We start from the raw sequence: 17,909 nt of genomic DNA on the forward strand, positions 1-17,909 counted from the left end.
TCGGCCCGGTGGGACGACCCGTCCCACCGGGCCGTCTCACTACTTGACGAAAACTTGGCTCAAAACCGGGTCGTTTTGCCGGAAAAGTCCCGGTCGGTCGATGCTGACCAGGACTTTTCCTCCGTTCTCGCTGACTGGAGCGGCCTCGGCCGCTAGTCTCCGGGGCAGAGCAGGCGTTCAACGACCACTCCGTTGAGCGTTGCTCCACTGGTGTGGGGCGCGAGGTTCCTCACCGGTCCGTATCCGACAGATCGACATCCGAGGTGACGTAGGCGTGGCTCTTCCGCCCCTTACCCCTGAACAGCGCGCAGCCGCGCTCGAAAAGGCCGCCGCGGCTCGCCGGGAGCGGGCCGAGGTCAAGAATCGACTCAAGCACTCCGGCGCCTCCCTCCACGAGGTCATCAAGACCGGCCAGGAGAACGACGTCATCGGCAAGATGAAGGTCTCCGCGCTGCTCGAGTCCCTGCCCGGCGTGGGCAAGGTCCGCGCCAAGCAGATCATGGAGCGGCTCGGCATCTCCGAGAGCCGCCGGGTGCGCGGTCTCGGTTCCAACCAGATCGCCTCCCTGGAGCGCGAGTTCGGCAGCACCGGCGCCTGATCCGGCGACCGGTCCGGCTACCGATCCGGGACACGCGTCCCGGGCACACCGGTAAAGCTGGAATAATCGCTGCATGGCAGCAGAGGTACGTCCGCGGCTGACCGTGCTCTCCGGCCCCTCAGGGGTCGGCAAGAGCACGGTCGTCGCTCATATGCGCAAGGTCCACCCCGAGGTCTGGCTCTCGGTGTCGGCGACGACACGGAAGCCCCGCCCCGGCGAGAAGCACGGCGTCCACTACTTCTTCGTGACGGACGACGAGTTCGACAAGCTGATCGCCAACGGTGAGCTCCTCGAATGGGCCGAGTTCGCGGGCAACCGCTACGGCACCCCGCGCCGCGCGGTCCTCGACCGCCTCGACGCCGGCGAGCCCGTGCTCCTGGAGATCGACCTCCAGGGCGCCCGCCAGGTGAAGGACTCGATGTCCGAGTCCCAGCTGGTCTTCCTGGCCCCGCCGAGCTGGGAGGAACTGGTCCGCCGCCTCACCGGCCGAGGCACCGAGTCGCCCGAGGTCATCGAGCGTCGGCTCGCCGCCGCGAAGGTCGAGCTGGCCGCCGAGTCGGAGTTCGACACCACCCTCGTCAACACCTCCGTCGAGGACGTTGCGCGTGAGCTGCTAACGTTGATGCTGTTGACTTCTGGGGAATGATCCACTTGTTCCCCCGGACACCCAACGGCTGTCCGATCCTTTTTCCATCTTCGGAAGGTAGAGCGTGTCCTCTTCCATCACCGCGCCCGAGGGCATCATCAACCCGCCGATCGACGAGCTGCTCGAGGCCACGGACTCGAAGTACAGCCTCGTGATCTACGCGGCCAAGCGCGCGCGTCAGATCAATGCGTACTACTCCCAGCTCGGCGAGGGCCTGCTGGAGTACGTGGGTCCGCTGGTCGACACCCACGTCCACGAGAAGCCGCTCTCGATCGCCCTGCGCGAGATCAACGCGGGTCTGCTGACGTCCGAGGCCATCGAGGGCCCGGCCACGTAAGCACGTCACGTTTCTTCACCACAGGCCCGGCGGAACATCCGCCGGGCCTGTGGTGTCTGATGGAGTCGTAGGCATCCGAGTGCGGGGAGTGGCAGTGGTGACCAAGCCGAAGGTCGTTCTGGGCGTCAGCGGCGGCATCGCCGCCTACAAGGCCTGCGAGCTGCTCCGGCGGCTCACCGAGTCGGGCCACGACGTCCGCGTCGTCCCCACCGACTCCGCCCTCCACTTCGTCGGCGCCGCCACCTGGTCCGCGCTCTCCGGCAACCCCGTGTCGACCGAGGTGTGGGAGAGCGTCCACGAGGTGCCGCACGTCCGCATCGGCCAGGCCGCCGACCTCGTCGTGGTCGCCCCCGCCACCGCCGACATGCTCGCCAAGGCCGCCCACGGCCTCGCGGACGACCTGCTCACCAACACGCTGCTCACCGCGCGCTGTCCCGTCGTCTTCGCCCCCGCCATGCACACCGAGATGTGGGAGCACCCGGCGACCCAGGAGAACGTGGCGACCCTGCGCCGCCGCGGCGCCGTCGTCATCGAGCCGGCCGTCGGCCGCCTCACCGGCGTCGACACCGGCAAGGGCCGGCTGCCCGACCCGGCGGAGATCTTCGAGATCTGCCGGAGGATCCTCGCCCGCGGCACCGCGGCCCCCGACCTCGTGGGACGGCACGTCGTGGTCAGCGCCGGCGGCACCCGGGAGCCCCTCGACCCCGTCCGCTACCTGGGCAACCGCTCCTCCGGCAAGCAGGGGTACGCGCTCGCGCGGGCCGCCGCCGCCCGGGGCGCCCGGGTCACCCTCGTCGAGGCCAACACCGGCATCCCCGACCCGGCCGGCGTCGACGTCGTCCACGTCGGCACCGCCGTCCAGCTCCGCGAGGCCGTGCTCAAGGCCGTCGCCGACGCCGACGCCGTGGTCATGGCGGCCGCCGTGGCCGACTTCCGCCCGGCCGTCTACGCCACCGGGAAGATCAAGAAGAAGGACGACGGCGGAGCGCCCACCGTCGAGCTCGTCCGCAACCCCGACATCCTGGCCGAGATCTCCGCCGACCGGGCCCTGCCGGGTCAGGTGGTCGTCGGCTTCGCCGCCGAGACCGACGACGTCCTCGCCCACGGCCGCGAGAAGCTCCGCCGCAAGGGCTGCGACCTCCTCGTCGTCAACGAGGTGGGGGAGCGCAAGACCTTCGGCTCCGAGGAGAACGAGGCCGTCGTGCTCGCCTCGGACGGCGCCGAGACCCCCGTACCGTACGGTCCGAAGGAAGCGCTCGCCGAGACGGTCTGGGACCTGGTCCTGCCGCGGCTGCGCACCACGACCTGACGCATCCGGCCCACGAGGACCACGAATCCGGCGGGACGCGTGTGATGTACGCCCCATCAGGGGGTTCACCCGCCGCGAAGCGGCCGGATTCACCCGCTCAGGGCATTCGCCAGGCGAGACACCTGGTCCATCCCGCGACCACGACCGATAGACTGTCCGCGGAACGTCTTGGGGCGCAGCCCCCTGCCGGTCCGACAAAGAAGAGCCAGCAGCCGCTGCAACCCCAGGGAGCGTTGTGTCCCGTCGTCTGTTCACCTCGGAGTCCGTCACCGAGGGACACCCCGACAAGATCGCTGACCAGATCAGCGACACCATCCTCGACGCACTGCTGCGAGAGGACCCCACCTCGCGCGTCGCCGTCGAGACGCTGATCACCACCGGCCTCGTGCACGTCGCCGGTGAGGTGACCACCAAGGCGTGGGCGGACATCCCGACCCTCGTCCGGAACAAGATCCTCGAGATCGGTTACGACTCCTCGAAGAAGGGCTTCGACGGCGCCTCCTGCGGCGTGTCGGTGTCCATCGGGTCTCAGTCCCCGGACATCGCCCAGGGCGTGGACACCGCGTACGAGCAGCGGGTCGAGGGCGACGAGGACGAGCTGGACAAGCAGGGCGCCGGCGACCAGGGCCTGATGTTCGGCTACGCGTCGGACGAGACCCCCGAGCTGATGCCGCTGCCGATCCACATCGCGCACCGGCTCTCCCGCCGGCTGACCGAGGTCCGCAAGAACGGCACCATCCCGTACCTGCGCCCCGACGGCAAGACCCAGGTCACCATCGAGTACGACGGCGACAAGGCCGTCCGCCTCGACACGGTCGTCGTCTCCTCGCAGCACGCGTCCGACATCGACCTGGAGTCGCTGCTCGCGCCCGACATCCGCGAGTTCGTCGTCGAGCACGTGCTCAAGCAGCTCGTCGAGGACGGCATCAAGCTCGACACCGACGGCTACCGCCTCCTGGTGAACCCGACCGGCCGCTTCGAGATCGGCGGCCCGATGGGCGACGCCGGCCTCACCGGCCGCAAGATCATCATCGACACCTACGGCGGCATGGCCCGCCACGGTGGCGGCGCCTTCTCCGGCAAGGACCCGTCCAAGGTCGACCGCTCGGCCGCCTACGCCATGCGCTGGGTCGCCAAGAACGTCGTCGCCGCCGGCCTCGCCGCGCGCTGCGAGGTCCAGGTCGCCTACGCGATCGGCAAGGCCGAGCCCGTCGGTCTCTTCGTCGAGACCTTCGGCACCAACACGGTCGACAACGAGAAGATCGAGAACGCCATCGCCGAGGTCTTCGACCTCCGCCCGGCCGCGATCATCCGTGACCTCGACCTGCTCCGCCCGATCTACTCCCAGACCGCCGCCTACGGCCACTTCGGCCGTGAGCTGCCGGACTTCACGTGGGAGCGCACGGACCGCGTGGACGCCCTCAAGCAGGCCGCCGGCCTGTAGGTCCCCCGAGGCACCTGACCGAAGCCCGGTACCCCGTGGGGGTGCCGGGCTTCGGCATGCCCGGCTGTCGGTGGCGTCTGGTAGGTATGGGGCTGTGAGCAGCGAGAAAGAGAATCCCGGCGAGACCGCTGAACCCGAGCAGCTCGCGCTCATTCGGGAGACCGTGCGGCAGGCGAAGGTGCCGCGCGCCAAGCCGCGCACCTGGCGCGGGGCCGCGCTGGCCAAGGAGCTGCCCGTCGCGCGGGTCGTCGTGAACAAGGGGTCGCTCCATCTCGACCAGTTCTTCGACTACGCGGTCCCCGAGGAACTGGACGAGGCCGCCCAGCCCGGAGTGCGGGTGCGGGTGCGCTTCGGCGCGGGGGCGCACCAGGTCAAGAACGGACGCCGGGAGGGCGGACGGCTCATCGACGGCTTCCTCGTCGAGCGCCGGGCCACCTCCGACTACTCGGGCCCCCTGGCCGCGCTCGCCGACGTCGTCTCCCCGGAACCGGTCCTCGGCCCCGAACTCCTCGGACTCGCCCGTGCCGTCGCCGACCGGTACGCCGGCAGCCTCGCCGACGTGCTCCAGCTCGCCGTGCCGCCGCGCAGCGCCCGCGCCGAGGGCCGCCCCTCGCCGGAGCCGCTGCCACCGCCCGCCGCGCCGGAACCGGGCACCTGGACGCGGTACGAGCGAGGGCCCGCCTTCCTCGACTCCCTCACGCGCGGCGGGACACCCCGGGCCGTCTGGAACGCGCTCCCGGGACCGCACTGGGCCGAGGAGATCGCCCGCGCCGTGGGCGCCACCCTGGCCTCGGGCCGGGGCGCGCTCGTCGTCGTCCCCGACGGCCGCGCGGCGGGGCGGGTCGACGCGGCGCTCACCACCGTCCTGGGGGAGGGGCGACACGCCCTGCTCACCGCCGAGGCGGGCCCCGAGAAGCGGTACGCGCAATGGCTCGCCGTGCGGCGCGGCGCGGTACGGGCCGTCGTCGGCACCCGGGCCGCGATGTTCGCCCCCGTCCGGGACCTCGGGCTCGTCGTCATCTGGGACGACGGCGACGGCAGCCACAGCGAGCTGCACGCCCCGCAGCCCCACGCCCGCGAGGTCCTGCTGCTCCGCGCCGCCCACGACCACTGCGCCTTCCTCCTCGGCAGCACCGGCTGCACCGTCGAGGCCGCCCAGCTCGTCGAGTCCGGCTGGGCCAGGACGCTGTTCGCCGGACGCGAGCAGGTCCGCAGGGCCGCCCCGCTGATCCGGACCGTGGGCGACGGCGAACTGGCCCGCGACGAGGCCGCGCGCGCCGCCCGGCTGCCCTCCCTGGCCTGGCAGACCGTGCGGGAGGGACTTAAGACCGGGCCGGTCCTGGTCCAGGTGCCCCGCCGGGGATACGTACCGAGGCTCGCCTGCGAGCGGTGCCGGACGCCCGCCCGCTGCCGCCACTGCGCCGGGCCCCTGGAGGCCCCCGAGCAGCAGGAGCTGCACTGCGGCTGGTGCGGGCGCGGGGCCTCCGACTGGCATTGCGTGGAGTGCGGCTCGACCCGGCTGCGGGCCCAGGTCGTCGGTGCGCGCCGGACGGCGGAGGAGCTCGGCCGCGCGTTCCCCGCGGTGCCGGTCAGGACCTCGGGCCGGGACCACATCCTGGACACCGTGCCCGGGCGCCCCGCGCTCGTCGTCTGCACCCCCGGCGCCGAACCGGTCGCCGAGGGCGGCTACGCGGCCGCGCTGCTCCTCGACGGCTGGGCCATGCTCGGCCGGCCCGATCTGCGCGCGGGGGAGGAGGCCCTGCGCCGCTGGATCGACGCGGCCTCGCTCGTCCGGGGCCAGCCCGACGGCGGCACCGTGGTCGTGGTCGCCGAGCCGACGCTCCGGCCCGTGCAGGCCCTCGTCCGCTGGGACCCGGTCGGGCACGCCCAGCGCGAGCTGGCCGAACGGGCCGAGCTGGGCTTCCCGCCGGTCTCCCGGATGGCGGCGGTCACGGGTCCGCCGGCGGCCGTCGAGGGCCTCCTGGCGGCGGCGGGGCTGCCCGCCGACGCCGAGGTGCTGGGCCCGGTGCCGCTGCCGGTGGTCCGTCCGGGGGGACCCCGGAGACCGGGTGACCCGCCGCCGGGCGAGCAGTGGGAGCGCGCCCTGGTCCGGGTCCCGCCGGGCAGCGGCGCGGCCCTGGCGACCGCGCTCAAGCAGGCCAGGGCGGCCCGGATGACACGGGGCGGCGGGGACCCGGTGCGGATCCGGGTGGACCCCCCGGACATCGGCTGACGGGCCGCGAGGGGTGTCGAACGGGCGCCCCTCGTGTCCGACGGCCGCTGCGGCAGGGCCGTGCCCGGACGGGGCATGGGACGGCCGCCCGTCCCCGGTGGGGACGGACGGCCGTACGACGTGTGGGGGTCAGCCGTTGCGGGGGCCGGGGAAGGCCGAGGTCCGCGGCTCCTCGCGGAGGGAGGCGCTGCCCGAGGTCGGCTGCGGGGGCATCGAGCGGGCGGCGGGCACCGAGGGGAGCGTGCGGGTCGCGCTCGGCTCCACGATCGGGTCCTGGTCGATGCCGGCACCCGGCTGGGGGGCGCGCCGGGCACCGTAACGGCGGTGGACGGCCTGCTTCGTGACTCCGAGCGCGGAGCCCACCGCGTCCCAGGAGAACCCGAGCGAGCGGTCGAAGTCGACCGCCGCGGTCACCAGGGTCTCGACACTGTCCCGCAGCTCCTGGGCGAGACGAACGGTGGGGGCGGGGGCCCGCCCGTAGACGACGAAGCCCGTGGACGGGCCGGAGCGGCGAGGGCGGTAGACATTGCCCAGCTGGGCCGTGAGCGTGCGCAGTGCGTCCACCTGCCGCCGGACCCGCTCGATGTCCCGCACCAGCAGGTGCAGACTCGCCCGAGCCTGGGCGTCGTGGGTTGCGTGGTCGGCCATGTGAAAGCCTCTCGAACCGGCATGTAAGGGGAAGGGCCGCCGGGGGGAACGGCGACCCGATTCGGTCAATCTCTCTTGACCAACGCGCCACCCGGGGTTGGGTCACGCTGCGGGGGCGTACACGCATATGCGCGGGGCGCTCGTCCTTCCGTACGCCCCCTCCGTCAGGGGCGTCGGGGCCCCGGCGCCCGGGAGCCGGACGCGCCCTAGACTGGTGCGCTGCCCGTAAAGCCCCCGGAGAGACAGGCAGTCGCCACTCATGAAGCTCGTCTTCGCAGGCACCCCCGAGGTCGCCGTTCCCGCCCTGGACGCCCTGCTCGCCTCCGGCCGGCACGAGGTGGCCGCCGTCGTCACCCGGCCGGACGCCCCGGCGGGGCGCGGCCGGCGGCTCGTCGCCAGCCCGGTGGCCCAGCGGGCGGAGGAGGCCGGGATCGAGGTCCTGAAGCCGGCCAGGCCCCGGGACGAGGATTTCCTCGCCCGGCTGCGGGAGATCGCCCCGGACTGCTGCCCGGTCGTCGCCTACGGCGCGCTGCTGCCCAAGGTCGCCCTCGACATCCCCGCCAGGGGCTGGGTCAACCTGCACTTCTCGCTGCTGCCGGCCTGGCGGGGCGCCGCCCCCGTGCAGCACGCGCTGATGGCGGGCGACGAGGTCACGGGCGCGTCCACCTTCCTGATCGAGGAGGGCCTGGACTCCGGCCCGGTCTACGGCGTCGTCACCGAGGACATCCGGCCCACCGACACCAGCGGCGACCTGCTCACCCGGCTCGCGTTCGCGGGTGCCGGGCTGCTCGCCGCCACCATGGACGGCATCGAGGACGGCTCGCTCCAGGCCGTGCCGCAGCCGGTCGAGGGGATCACGCTCGCGCCGAAGATCCAGGTCGAGGACGCCCACGTCGATTTCGCCGCCCCCGCGCTGCGGGTGGACCGGGTGGTCCGCGGCTGCACCCCGGCCCCCGGTGCCTGGACGGTCTTCCGGGGCGAGCGCCTCAAGCTGATCCAGGTCACCCCGCTGCCCGACCGCACCGACCTGGCCCCGGGGCAGCTCGTCTCGGGCAAGAACAACGTGTACGCGGGCACCGGCTCGTACGCCGTCGAGCTGCTCTGGGTGCAGCCCCAGGGCAAGAAGCCGATGAAGGCCGCCGACTGGGCGCGCGGCGTGCGCATCGCGCCGGGCGAGGTCCTCGGGGTCTGAGGCCATGAGGCCTCCGGCGGGCCCGGCTGTCGGGGAAGGCGATCCCCCAGCCGGCCCGGGCGCCGGCGGGAGGCGGCGTCTCCGCGGGCCCGGGTGCCGAGGGGCGCCGACGGGTCCCCGCGGGCCCGGGCGGCGAGGGGACGCCGAGGCCTCTCCGGGGCCGGGAGCGGGTGGGGGCGCGGCGGACGTAGGCTTGGGGGGTTCGACCTCGTCATTTCGTCACGCGGAGCACCTTTGAGCGAGCAGGCACGTCGCCGTCCCCACAAGCCCTACCGGCGGCCCCAGAAGGACCCCGTCCGGATGCTCGCCTTCGAGGCGCTGAGGGCGGTGGACGAGCGGGACGCCTACGCGAACCTGGTGCTGCCGCCGCTCCTCAAGAAGGCCCGCGAGGGCGGCAGCTTCGACGGCCGGGACGCGGCGCTCGCGACCGAGCTGGTCTACGGGACGCTGCGCCGCCAGGGCACGTACGACGCGATCATCGCCGCCTGCATCGACCGGCCGCTGCGCGAGGTCGACCCGCCCGTCCTCGACGTGCTCGCGCTCGGCGCCCACCAGCTGCTCGGCACCCGGATCCCCACCCACGCCGCCGTCTCCGCCAGTGTCGAGCTGGCGCGGGTCGTGCTCGGCGACGGGCGGGCCAAGTTCGTGAACGCCGTGCTGCGGAAGATCTCGCAGCAGGACCTCGACGCCTGGGTGGCGCAGGTCGCCCCGCCGTACGACGCGGACCCCGAGGACCACCTCGCCGTCGTCCACTCGCACCCCCGCTGGGTCGTCTCGGCGCTCTGGGACTCCCTCGGCGGCGGCCGCGCCGGGATCGAGGACCTCCTGGAGGCCGACAACGAGCGCCCCGAGGTCACCCTCGTCGCCCGTCCCGGCCGGTCCACCACCGACGAGCTCGCCGAGGCCACCGAGACCCTGCCGGGCCGCTGGTCGCCGTACGCCGTGCGGATGGCCGAGGGCGGCGAGCCCGGCGCCATCGAGGCGGTCAAGGACGGCCGGGCCGGCGTCCAGGACGAGGGCAGCCAGCTCGTCGCGATCGCCCTCGCCAACGCGCCGCTCGACGGCCCCGACGCCCGCTGGCTCGACGGCTGCGCGGGCCCCGGCGGCAAGGCCGCGCTCCTGGCGGCCCTCGCCTCCGAGCGGGGCGCCGCCCTGCTCGCCTCCGAGAAGCAGCCGCACCGTGCGCGCCTCGTCGAGCGCGCCCTCGCCGGCAACCCCGGCCCGTACCAGGTGATCGCCGCCGACGGCACCCGCCCGCCGTGGCGCCCCGGCTCCTTCGACCGGGTCCTGATGGACGTGCCCTGCTCGGGCCTCGGCGCCCTGCGCCGCCGCCCCGAGGCCCGCTGGCGCCGTCGCCCCGAGGACCTGGACGGCTTCGCGCCGCTCCAGCGCGCCCTGCTCACGGAGGCGCTCGGAGCGGTCCGCGTCGGCGGTGTCGTGGGGTACGCGACCTGCTCGCCGCACCTCGCCGAGACCCGGGTGGTCGTCGACGACGTCCTGAAGAAGGTCGGCGGCGCCGAGCTGATCGACGCCCGCCCGCTGCTGCCGGGCGTACCGGCGCTCGGCGACGGTCCGGACCTTCAGCTCTGGCCGCATCTGCACGGCACGGACGCCATGTATCTGGCGCTCATCCGCCGCACGGCGTGACCCCGCGGTCCGCCGGCCCTTCGATCACCTGACCGTAATATCCCGGTCTGCGCGGGTCCCGGCTCGTCGCTTCGCACCGAAAATGGTCTGGACCGCATCCGAAACCGCTCGGCGGCAAAGAAGTACCCAAGAACGTGGGAGGCTTGGCTCATGGCGCAGATCAACCCCAGCATTCTGTCCGCGGACTTCGCCCGGCTCGCCGATGAGGCGAAGGCCGTCGACGGGGCCGACTGGCTCCACGTCGATGTGATGGACAACCACTTCGTGCCCAACCTGACCCTGGGTGTGCCGATCGTGGAGTCGCTCGCCCGCGCGACCGACACCCCCCTCGACTGCCATCTGATGATCGAGGACCCCGACCGCTGGGCGCCCCAGTACGTCGAGGCGGGTGCCGGTTCGGTGACCTTCCACGTCGAGGCGGCCGCGGCGCCCGTCCGGCTCGCGCGCGAGATCCGGGCCAAGGGCGCGCGCGCCTCGATGGCGCTCAAGCCGGCCACGCCCATCGAGCCGTACGAGGACCTGCTCCCCGAGCTCGACATGCTGCTGATCATGACCGTCGAGCCCGGCTTCGGCGGTCAGGCCTTCCTCGACATCATGCTGCCCAAGATCCGCCGTACCCGTGAGCTGATCTCCAAGCACGGTCTGGAGCTGTGGCTCCAGGTCGACGGCGGGGTCGCCGAGTCCACGATCGAGCGGTGCGCGGAGGCCGGCGCCGATGTCTTCGTGGCGGGCTCCGCGGTCTACGGCGCGGCCGACCCGGCCGCCGCCGTCGCCTCGCTGCGGGCCCGCGCGGAGGCCGCGACGGCCGCCGCCCCGTGGGCGTGTGGCCACTGAGCCTCCGGCTGATGAACGCGGTCCGTCGGGCCGCCGACAGGACTGATCAAGGCCCGCCGTATCTGACAGGATGGACGGCGAGTCCAGAGTGTGAACGACAGCGGTACGCGAACAGCGGTACATGAACGTCGGTACGTGAACAGCGGTACGTGAACAGGTGAGGAGATCGCGGTGGCGGGTATGTCGGCGGGACGGTCAGCCCTGCGGATGGGCCCCGCGGAGCTGGTGCAGGCGGCGGCCATGGCCCGTCGCTTCTACCTCGAGGGCAAGTCCAAGATCCAGATCGCCGAGGAGTTCGGCGTGAGCCGCTTCAAGGTGGCCCGGGTCCTGGAGACCGCCCTGGAGCGTGATCTCGTACGCATCGAGATCCGCGTACCGGCCGAGCTGGACGCCGAGCGCTCCGACGCGCTCCGTGCCCGCTACGGGCTCCGTCACGCCGTCGTCGTCGAGTCCCCGGCGGAGGGCGAGGACGAGTCGCCCGACCCCGAGAACCTCGGCGAGGTCGCGGCCGACCTGCTCGGCGAGCTCGTCACCGAGGGCGACGTCCTGGGCCTCGCCTGGGGCCGCTCCACCATCCACATGGCGGCCGCGCTCGACCGGCTGCCCCCGTGCACCGTCGTCCAGCTCACCGGTGTGTACGACGCCGGGACCGCCGAGCGCGGCTCCGTCGAGGCCGTCCGCCGCGCCGCCCAGGTCTCCGGCGGCGAGGCGCACCCGATCTACGCGCCCATGCTGCTGCCGGACCCGGCGACCGCGGCCGCGCTGCGCAGCCAGACCGGTATCGCGCGGGCCTTCGAGTACTTCGACAAGGTGACCGTCGCCTGCGTCTCCATCGGCTCCTGGGAGCCGGGCATCTCGACCGTCCACGACATGCTCTCGGACGAGGAACGCGCCCACTACGCCTCGCTCGGCGTCGCCGCCGAGATGTCCGCGCACCTCTTCGACGCCGAGGGGCGCCGGGTCGGCCGCGACCTGGGCGAGCGCTGCATCACCGTCGAGGCGGACCGGCTGCGCCGGATCCCCGAGGTCGTCGCCATCGCGGGCGGCCAGCGCAAGGCGGCGGCGATCGGCGCGGTGCTCCGCTCCGGCCTCGTCACCAGCCTGGTCACCGACCGCGCCGCGGCGGACTACCTGCTCACCGAGTCCAGCCCGGGGACGCACCCGGCGCTCGACCGGACGGACCCGGACGGCGTCTGAACGAGGACCTCGTCAGCGGAGTCGATCGAGGGCCGGAGCCATCCCGTAACGGTATGTTCGGGACATGTTGCTCCGGCCCTCGCGCATGCTCACCGGGCTCGTCGGACTCGTCGGACTCGTCCTCTGCGTCTTCCTGGCCGGGTGCTCCTCGTCGGGCGGCGGTGGCGGACCGGCCGCCCCCGCCCGCAGCACCCTCGGCGCCACCGCCGAGGCGGCGGCGCCCACCGGAACCTCCGGACTGCCCACCGTGCGGGCCGCCGACCTGCCGCCCGAGGCGCGCAGGACGCTCGACCTCATCGCGCGCGGCGGCCCCTACCCGTACGCCAAGGACGGCGCCGTCTTCTCCAACTTCGAGCGGATCCTGCCCCGCGAGCAACGCGGCTACTACCGCGAGTACACCGTGCGGACCCCCGGCGAACGCGACCGCGGGGCGCGCCGGATCGTCACCGGGCGGGACGGCGAGATCTACTGGACCGACGACCACTACGAGAGCTTCCGGGAGGTGATCACGGATGAGGATTGACGATCCCCTCGTCCTCGACCTGACCGGCGTCACGGACAAGGCCGGACTCATGGACCGGTGCGTCACCGTCCTCGCCCTGCCCGACTGGTTCGGCCGGAACTGGGACGCCCTCGCCGACTGCCTCACCGATCTGCCCGAGCCGGTCACCCTCGTCGTCACCGGCTGGCGGGAGTACGCCAGGACGCGCCCGCGCGAGTGGCGGACCGCCCAGGACGTCTTCGCCACAGCCGTGGACCAGCGCCCCACCCGCCTCATGGTCCTCGTCGCCCTCGGAGAGGCTTTCGGAGGATCCGACGAAGCCTCTGCCGCAAGCCTCGGATGATTAGCCCGGGGATGGTATGCGTACGGGCGTGGGACAATGAACTACGTGCTTTTTCCCCTGGCTGAAATGCCTAGGGGCCGATCCGAACGACTGGGATGTCAGCACGTGCGTTTCCTCAATGACGTCAAGCCGCCCTACGACCTGACGTACGACGATGTGTTCATGGTGCCGAGCCGCTCGGCCGTCGGTTCCCGCCAGGCGGTGGACCTCTCCTCGCCGGACGGAACCGGGACCACGATCCCGCTGGTCGTGGCCAACATGACCGCCATCGCCGGCCGCCGTATGGCCGAGACCGTCGCCCGCCGGGGCGGACTGGTCGTCATCCCGCAGGACATCCCGATCGAGGTCGTCACCGACGTCATCTCGTGGGTCAAGAGCCGCCACCACGTGCTCGACACCCCGATCGTCCTCGCCCCCCACCAGACCGTCGCCGACGCGCTCTCGCTGCTGCCCAAGCGGGCGCACGACGCCGCCGTCGTCGTCGACGAGGACCGTCGTCCGGTCGGTGTCGTCACCGACGCCGACCTGTCCGGGGTGGACCGCTTCACGCAGCTCTCCGAGGTCATGTCGAAGGACCTGCTGCTCCTCGACGCCGACATCGAGCCGCGCGACGCCTTCAACACGCTCGACCACGCCAACCGCCGCTACGCGCCGGCCGTGGACAAGGACGGCCGTCTCGTCGGCATCCTGACCCGCAAGGGCGCGCTCCGCGCGACCCTCTACACCCCGGCCACCGACGCCGATGGCAAGCTGCGCATCGCCGCCGCGGTCGGCATCAACGGCGACTTCGTGGGCAAGGCCAAGCAGCTGCTCGACGCGGGCGTCGACACGCTCGTCATCGACACGGCGCACGGCCACCAGGAGTCGATGATCGCCGCGATCAAGGCCGTGCGCGCCCTCGACCCGCAGGTTCCGATCGTCGCCGGCAACATCGTCGCCGCCGAGGGTGTGCGCGACCTCATCGAGGCCGGCGCGGACATCATCAAGGTCGGCGTGGGCCCCGGCGCCATGTGCACCACGCGCATGATGACCGGCGTCGGCCGCCCGCAGTTCTCCGCCGTCCTGGAGTGCGCCGCCGAGGCCAAGAAGTTCGGCAAGCACGTCTGGGCCGACGGTGGCGTCCGGCACCCGCGCGATGTCGCCATGGCGCTCGCCGCCGGCGCGTCCAACGTGATGATCGGCTCCTGGTTCGCCGGGACGTACGAGTCCCCGGGCGACCTCCAGCACACCGCCGACGGCCGCCCGTACAAGGAGTCCTTCGGCATGGCCTCGGCCCGCGCCGTGCAGAACCGCACGAGCGAGGAGTCGGCCTACGACCGCGCCCGCAAGGGTCTCTTCGAGGAGGGCATCTCCACCTCGCGCATGTTCCTCGACCCGGCTCGTCCGGGCGTCGAGGACCTGATCGACTCGATCATCGCGGGCGTCCGCTCCTCCTGCACCTACGCCGGTGCCGGCTCGCTCGCCGAGTTCGAGGAGAAGGCCGTGATCGGCATCCAGTCCGCCGCGGGCTACGCCGAGGGCAAGCCGCTGCACGCCAGCTGGAGCTAGTCCCGTCACGTCGTGACCTGAGCGGGCCCCCGGGAACCTTCCCGGGGGCCCGCTGTCGTCCCGTACGGTCGCCGCATGGACCAACTGGACCGTACGGAGATCCGGCCCTGCCGCGCCGCCGACCTGCCCCTGCTCGACCGGCACCTGCCCGCGCCCGGCGCGCCGACCCGCCACGCGGACCGGTTCGCGCGCCAGGAGGCCGGGACGGGCACGTACCTCCTCGCCTGGCGGGGCGGCGTGCCCGTGGGCCACGGACAGGTCCGCTGGGACGGCTGCGCGGCCCCCGAGGTGCGGGCCGCGGTCGGGGGGTGCCCGGAGTTCAACGGCCTCGACGTACGGGCCGGGCTCCGGGGACAGGGCATCGGTACGGCCCTGATCCACGCGGCCGAGGAGCTCGCGCGCGAGCGCGGCGGGACCGTCCTGGGGCTCGGTGTGGGCCGCGACAACCCGCGCGCGGCGGCGCTGTACGCCCGGCTCGGCTACGCCCCCGTCGTCGCGTACACGGACCGCTGGAGCTGGACGGACGCGGACGGGCGCCCGCACGACGAGGCCGACCCGTGCACCTTCCTGGTCAGGGAGCTCACGGCGCCGGACGCCTGAGCGGGGGCTCCAGGACCCCGCTGAGGGCCTCCGCGACGGCCGCCGCGATCCTGGCGTGGCCCCGGTCGTTCGGGTGCAGTCCGTCCGCCAGGTGCTCCGGGCCGAGCAGGGGCCGCCCCGGGAGGACCAGGAGCCGTGTGTCGCCCTCGGCCGCCAGGTCCCGGCCGGCCCGCTCCATGGCCCTGCGCAGCTCCGTGAGGGTCGCTCCGAGGACGTTGCGGGTGTGCTCGGCCGCCGGGCGCAGCACGGGCGAGACGATCATCAGCGGGGTGTCCGGGTGCCCTTGCCGGACCAGGCCCACGAAGGCCCGGACGGTGGCGTAGAGCCAGTCGGCCGTCGCGGGCACCGTGGACCAGCAGTTGGTGCCGAACGCGAGGGTGATCACCTCGCCGGGGAGCCGCGCCAGGTGTTCGGCGAGCGGGAGTTCGCCGCGTGCCCCGCCCGCGTACCCGAGGTTCACCGCGTCGAGGCCGAGGAGCCGTCCCGCCGTGGCCGGCCAGGAGTGGGCGGGGCGGGTCGACCACCAGCCCTCGGTGATGGAGTCGCCGTGGACCAGCCAGCGGGGCTGCGCGGGGGCGGGGGAGAGGGCCCCGCCGACGGCCCGCAGGGCGAGCGGCACCGGTGCCTGGCCCTCCGGGAGGTGGACGGTGAAGACGCCGCCGCCCGGGGGCAGCGGGAGCGTGACGGTGGCCTCGGGGGCCGGGGCGGCACAGGCCTCGCCGACGAGCCGCGTACCGCTCCAGAGCGCGAAGCAGTGGCGGAGTCCGGCGAGCGGGTCGTCGGGCTCAGGGACGGCCGCCCGGTAGCGCAGCCGCACCGCGCGCGTGCCGGGGGCGGCCGTGAACTCCACTCGTACGCCGATGGGCAGCGCGGCCCGCTCGGCGACGTCCCACGGCAGCCGTTCCAGGTCGTCGGGATCGGCGCGTACCGGCCGGTTCCCGTCCAGCCAGGCCGTACCGCGCAGGAACGGCGCCGGGTCGAGCCAGCCCACCTCCGCCTCCGATCGGGGGGTCGTCGTGGGCTCGCAGCGTGGGTCACGGGGCATGAGGAGTCAATGCTCGCGGGAGCCCGGTTCACACCCCCAATGTGTGGATTCATGCGGGGGAGCGCAATGTTTCCCCGTCTGCGACCCGAGCGCGCAATGATCATTCGGCAGTGCGCAACAACCCTGCATTACGAGTGCGAACCTCTGCCCCTTAGGCTCATGCCTCGTACCAGGAGTGGCGGGGACCGCCTGCTCGGCGGTTCCCCTCCCCCGTGGGCCTCTTTCGTCATGCCCACGCACCGCTGCGGTCCCACGTCACGACGACAGGCAGCGATAAGGAGCCTCCGCAGTGCTGGACCATGGCGCAGCCCCACCGGTCGAGGAATCGGCCACCCGCAAGACCTCCGCTCTCGGCGCACTGACCCGGCGCAAGCCGGTGGAACAGCTGGTCGCAGAGGGTGGGCAGGGCGAGGGTGGCAATCTCCGCCGCTCGCTCTCCATGTGGCAGCTGACCATGATCAGCATCGGTGCCACGCTCGGCACCGGCATCTTCGTCGTCCTCGGTGACGCCGTTCCGAAGGCAGGCCCCGCGGTCACCGTCGCCTTCGTCATCGCCGGCCTCACGGCGCTCTTCTCCGCCCTCTCGTACGCCGAGCTGGCCGGCTCCATACCGGTCGCGGGTTCCTCCTACTCGTACGCTTACGCAACGATGGGCGAACTCGTCGCCTGGGTCTGCGGCTGGTGCCTGGTCCTGGAGTACGGCGTCTCGGTCGCCGCCGTGGCCGTCGGCTGGGGCGAGTACCTCAACGAGCTGCTCGACGGAACGATCGGGGTCACCATCCCCGACGCGCTCTCCTCCGCCCCGGGCGAGGGCGGTTTCATCAACCTGCCCGGCCTGATCGTCGTCCTGCTCGCGATGGTCTTCCTGCTCGGTGGCGCCCGCGAGTCCGCCGTCGTCAACACCATCATGGTCTTCGTGAAGATCGCCGCGCTGGTGCTCTTCTGCGCCATCGGCTTCATGGGCTTCAAGTCCGGCAACTACGCCGACTTCATGCCGCTCGGCATGGCCGGCGTCAGCGCCGCCGGCGCGAGCCTCTTCTTCTCCTACATCGGCTTCGACGCCGCCTCCACCGCCGGTGAGGAGGCGAAGGACCCGAAGCGCGACCTGCCCCGCGCGATCATGCTCTCGCTGCTCATCGTCACCGTGCTCTACGTCCTGGTCGCGGCCGTCGCGGTCGGTGCGTGGAACTGGAAGGACTTCGACGGCTCCGAGGCCACTCTCGCCGCGATCATGAACGACGTCAGCGGCCAGAAGTTCTGGGGCACCCTGCTCGCCGCCGGCGCCGTCATCTCGATCGCCAGCGTCGTCCTCACCGTCCTCTACGGCCAGACCCGCGTGCTCTTCGCGATGTCCCGCGACGGCCTCGTCCCCAAGGTCTTCGGGAAGGTCAACGCCAAGACCGGCACCCCGAGGGTCAACACCGTCCTCGTGTCGCTGTTCTGCGGCGCCCTCGCCTCCGTCATCCCGCTGGGCAAGCTCGTCGACGCCACCAGCATCGGCACCCTGTTCGCCTTCGCCCTGGTCAACATCGCGGTGATCGTGCTGCGCCGCACCCGCCCGACCATGGACCGCACCTTCCGCGTGCCGCTCGGCTGGACCTTCCCGATCCTGGGCTTCCTGTTCTGCGTGTACAACATGTTCAGCCTGGACTCGGTCACCTGGGTGGTCTTCGGTTGCTGGATGGCCGCGGGCCTCGTGTTCTACTTCCTGTACGGCATGCGCCGCTCCCGACTGGCCTCCGCGCCGACCGTGGCAGAGACCTCAGCAGAGAAGTGATCCACCCGT

At 72.8% G+C, this 17,909-nt stretch carries 17 protein-coding genes; 15 read left to right on the forward strand and 2 right to left on the reverse strand.

Annotated elements, in window-relative coordinates:
• The first annotated feature begins 274 nt into the window (after positions 1-274).
• The 6 genes from ACIP8Z_RS27985 to ACIP8Z_RS28010 all read left to right on the forward strand — a co-directional run bounded on the left by ACIP8Z_RS27985 (position 275) and on the right by ACIP8Z_RS28010 (position 6,567).
• Complete coding sequence (locus ACIP8Z_RS27985; protein WP_030204477.1) at positions 275-598, forward strand: integration host factor; 324 nt, start codon at positions 275-277, stop codon at positions 596-598.
• Between the two features lie 73 nt (positions 599-671).
• Positions 672-1,244, forward strand: coding sequence for a guanylate kinase (gene gmk / locus ACIP8Z_RS27990; protein WP_073914561.1), 573 nt, complete (start codon positions 672-674; stop codon positions 1,242-1,244).
• 64 nt (positions 1,245-1,308) lie between these two features.
• Entirely contained in the window at positions 1,309-1,581 is a 273-nt protein-coding gene (gene rpoZ / locus ACIP8Z_RS27995) for a DNA-directed RNA polymerase subunit omega (RefSeq protein WP_030316319.1), read from the forward strand.
• A gap of 97 nt (positions 1,582-1,678) precedes the next feature.
• Complete coding sequence (coaBC, locus tag ACIP8Z_RS28000; RefSeq protein WP_402088110.1) at positions 1,679-2,890, forward strand: bifunctional phosphopantothenoylcysteine decarboxylase/phosphopantothenate--cysteine ligase CoaBC; 1,212 nt, start codon at positions 1,679-1,681, stop codon at positions 2,888-2,890.
• A 235-nt stretch (positions 2,891-3,125) separates the two neighbouring features.
• A complete protein-coding gene (gene metK, locus ACIP8Z_RS28005; protein ID WP_030316322.1) occupies positions 3,126-4,334 on the forward strand; it encodes a methionine adenosyltransferase in 1,209 nt (402 codons plus the stop codon).
• Between the two features lie 94 nt (positions 4,335-4,428).
• Positions 4,429-6,567 carry a primosomal protein N' gene (locus tag ACIP8Z_RS28010; protein ID WP_402088112.1) on the forward strand — a complete coding sequence of 713 codons (2,139 nt, stop codon included), beginning with the start codon at positions 4,429-4,431 and terminating at the stop codon, positions 6,565-6,567.
• A 129-nt stretch (positions 6,568-6,696) separates the two neighbouring features.
• Here ACIP8Z_RS28010 and ACIP8Z_RS28015 read toward each other — a convergent pair whose 3' ends face one another.
• Positions 6,697-7,215, reverse strand: coding sequence for a hypothetical protein (locus ACIP8Z_RS28015; RefSeq protein WP_319322078.1), 519 nt, complete (start codon positions 7,213-7,215; stop codon positions 6,697-6,699).
• Positions 7,216-7,474: 259 nt separating this feature from the next.
• Here ACIP8Z_RS28015 and fmt point away from each other — a divergent pair, with 259 nt between their 5' ends.
• The 8 genes from fmt (at position 7,475) to ACIP8Z_RS28055 (ending at position 15,078) form a co-directional block, all read left to right on the forward strand.
• A complete protein-coding gene (gene fmt / locus ACIP8Z_RS28020) occupies positions 7,475-8,407 on the forward strand; it encodes a methionyl-tRNA formyltransferase (RefSeq protein ID WP_402088115.1) in 933 nt (310 codons plus the stop codon).
• Positions 8,408-8,641: 234 nt separating this feature from the next.
• A complete protein-coding gene (locus tag ACIP8Z_RS28025) occupies positions 8,642-10,054 on the forward strand; it encodes an RsmB/NOP family class I SAM-dependent RNA methyltransferase (protein ID WP_402088118.1) in 1,413 nt (470 codons plus the stop codon).
• Between the two features lie 150 nt (positions 10,055-10,204).
• Positions 10,205-10,888, forward strand: a complete 684-nt coding sequence (rpe, locus tag ACIP8Z_RS28030; protein ID WP_383868776.1) for a ribulose-phosphate 3-epimerase — start codon at positions 10,205-10,207, stop codon at positions 10,886-10,888.
• A 180-nt stretch (positions 10,889-11,068) separates the two neighbouring features.
• Positions 11,069-12,085 carry a sugar-binding transcriptional regulator gene (locus ACIP8Z_RS28035; protein WP_030316333.1) on the forward strand — a complete coding sequence of 339 codons (1,017 nt, stop codon included), beginning with the start codon at positions 11,069-11,071 and terminating at the stop codon, positions 12,083-12,085.
• A gap of 64 nt (positions 12,086-12,149) precedes the next feature.
• On the forward strand, positions 12,150-12,608 hold the full coding sequence (locus ACIP8Z_RS28040; protein WP_402088121.1) for a ribonuclease domain-containing protein: 459 nt from the start codon (positions 12,150-12,152) through the stop codon (positions 12,606-12,608).
• On the forward strand, positions 12,598-12,930 hold the full coding sequence (locus ACIP8Z_RS28045) for a barstar family protein (RefSeq protein ID WP_402088124.1): 333 nt from the start codon (positions 12,598-12,600) through the stop codon (positions 12,928-12,930). The genes ACIP8Z_RS28040 and ACIP8Z_RS28045 overlap by 11 nt, the downstream gene beginning before the upstream one ends.
• A gap of 105 nt (positions 12,931-13,035) precedes the next feature.
• A complete protein-coding gene (locus tag ACIP8Z_RS28050) occupies positions 13,036-14,478 on the forward strand; it encodes a GuaB1 family IMP dehydrogenase-related protein (RefSeq protein WP_402088126.1) in 1,443 nt (480 codons plus the stop codon).
• A 75-nt stretch (positions 14,479-14,553) separates the two neighbouring features.
• Positions 14,554-15,078: a GNAT family N-acetyltransferase gene (locus tag ACIP8Z_RS28055; protein ID WP_402088129.1), complete on the forward strand. Its 525-nt coding sequence runs from the start codon at positions 14,554-14,556 to the stop codon at positions 15,076-15,078.
• Here ACIP8Z_RS28055 and ACIP8Z_RS28060 read toward each other — a convergent pair.
• Positions 15,059-16,123: a GDSL-type esterase/lipase family protein gene (locus tag ACIP8Z_RS28060; RefSeq protein ID WP_402088132.1), complete on the reverse strand. Its 1,065-nt coding sequence runs from the start codon at positions 16,121-16,123 to the stop codon at positions 15,059-15,061. The genes ACIP8Z_RS28055 and ACIP8Z_RS28060 overlap by 20 nt on opposite strands.
• A 289-nt stretch (positions 16,124-16,412) precedes the next feature.
• On the opposite strand from ACIP8Z_RS28060, the gene ACIP8Z_RS28065 reads away from it, so the two are divergent.
• The gene (locus ACIP8Z_RS28065; RefSeq protein ID WP_383585250.1) at positions 16,413-17,900 is read left to right on the forward strand and encodes an amino acid permease; all 1,488 of its coding nucleotides are present in this window, start codon (positions 16,413-16,415) and stop codon (positions 17,898-17,900) included.
• Positions 17,901-17,909 lie beyond the last annotated feature (9 nt).

This window comes from Streptomyces sp. NPDC088553, assembly GCF_044752965.1.
In the GTDB taxonomy this organism is placed as follows: domain Bacteria; phylum Actinomycetota; class Actinomycetes; order Streptomycetales; family Streptomycetaceae; genus Streptomyces.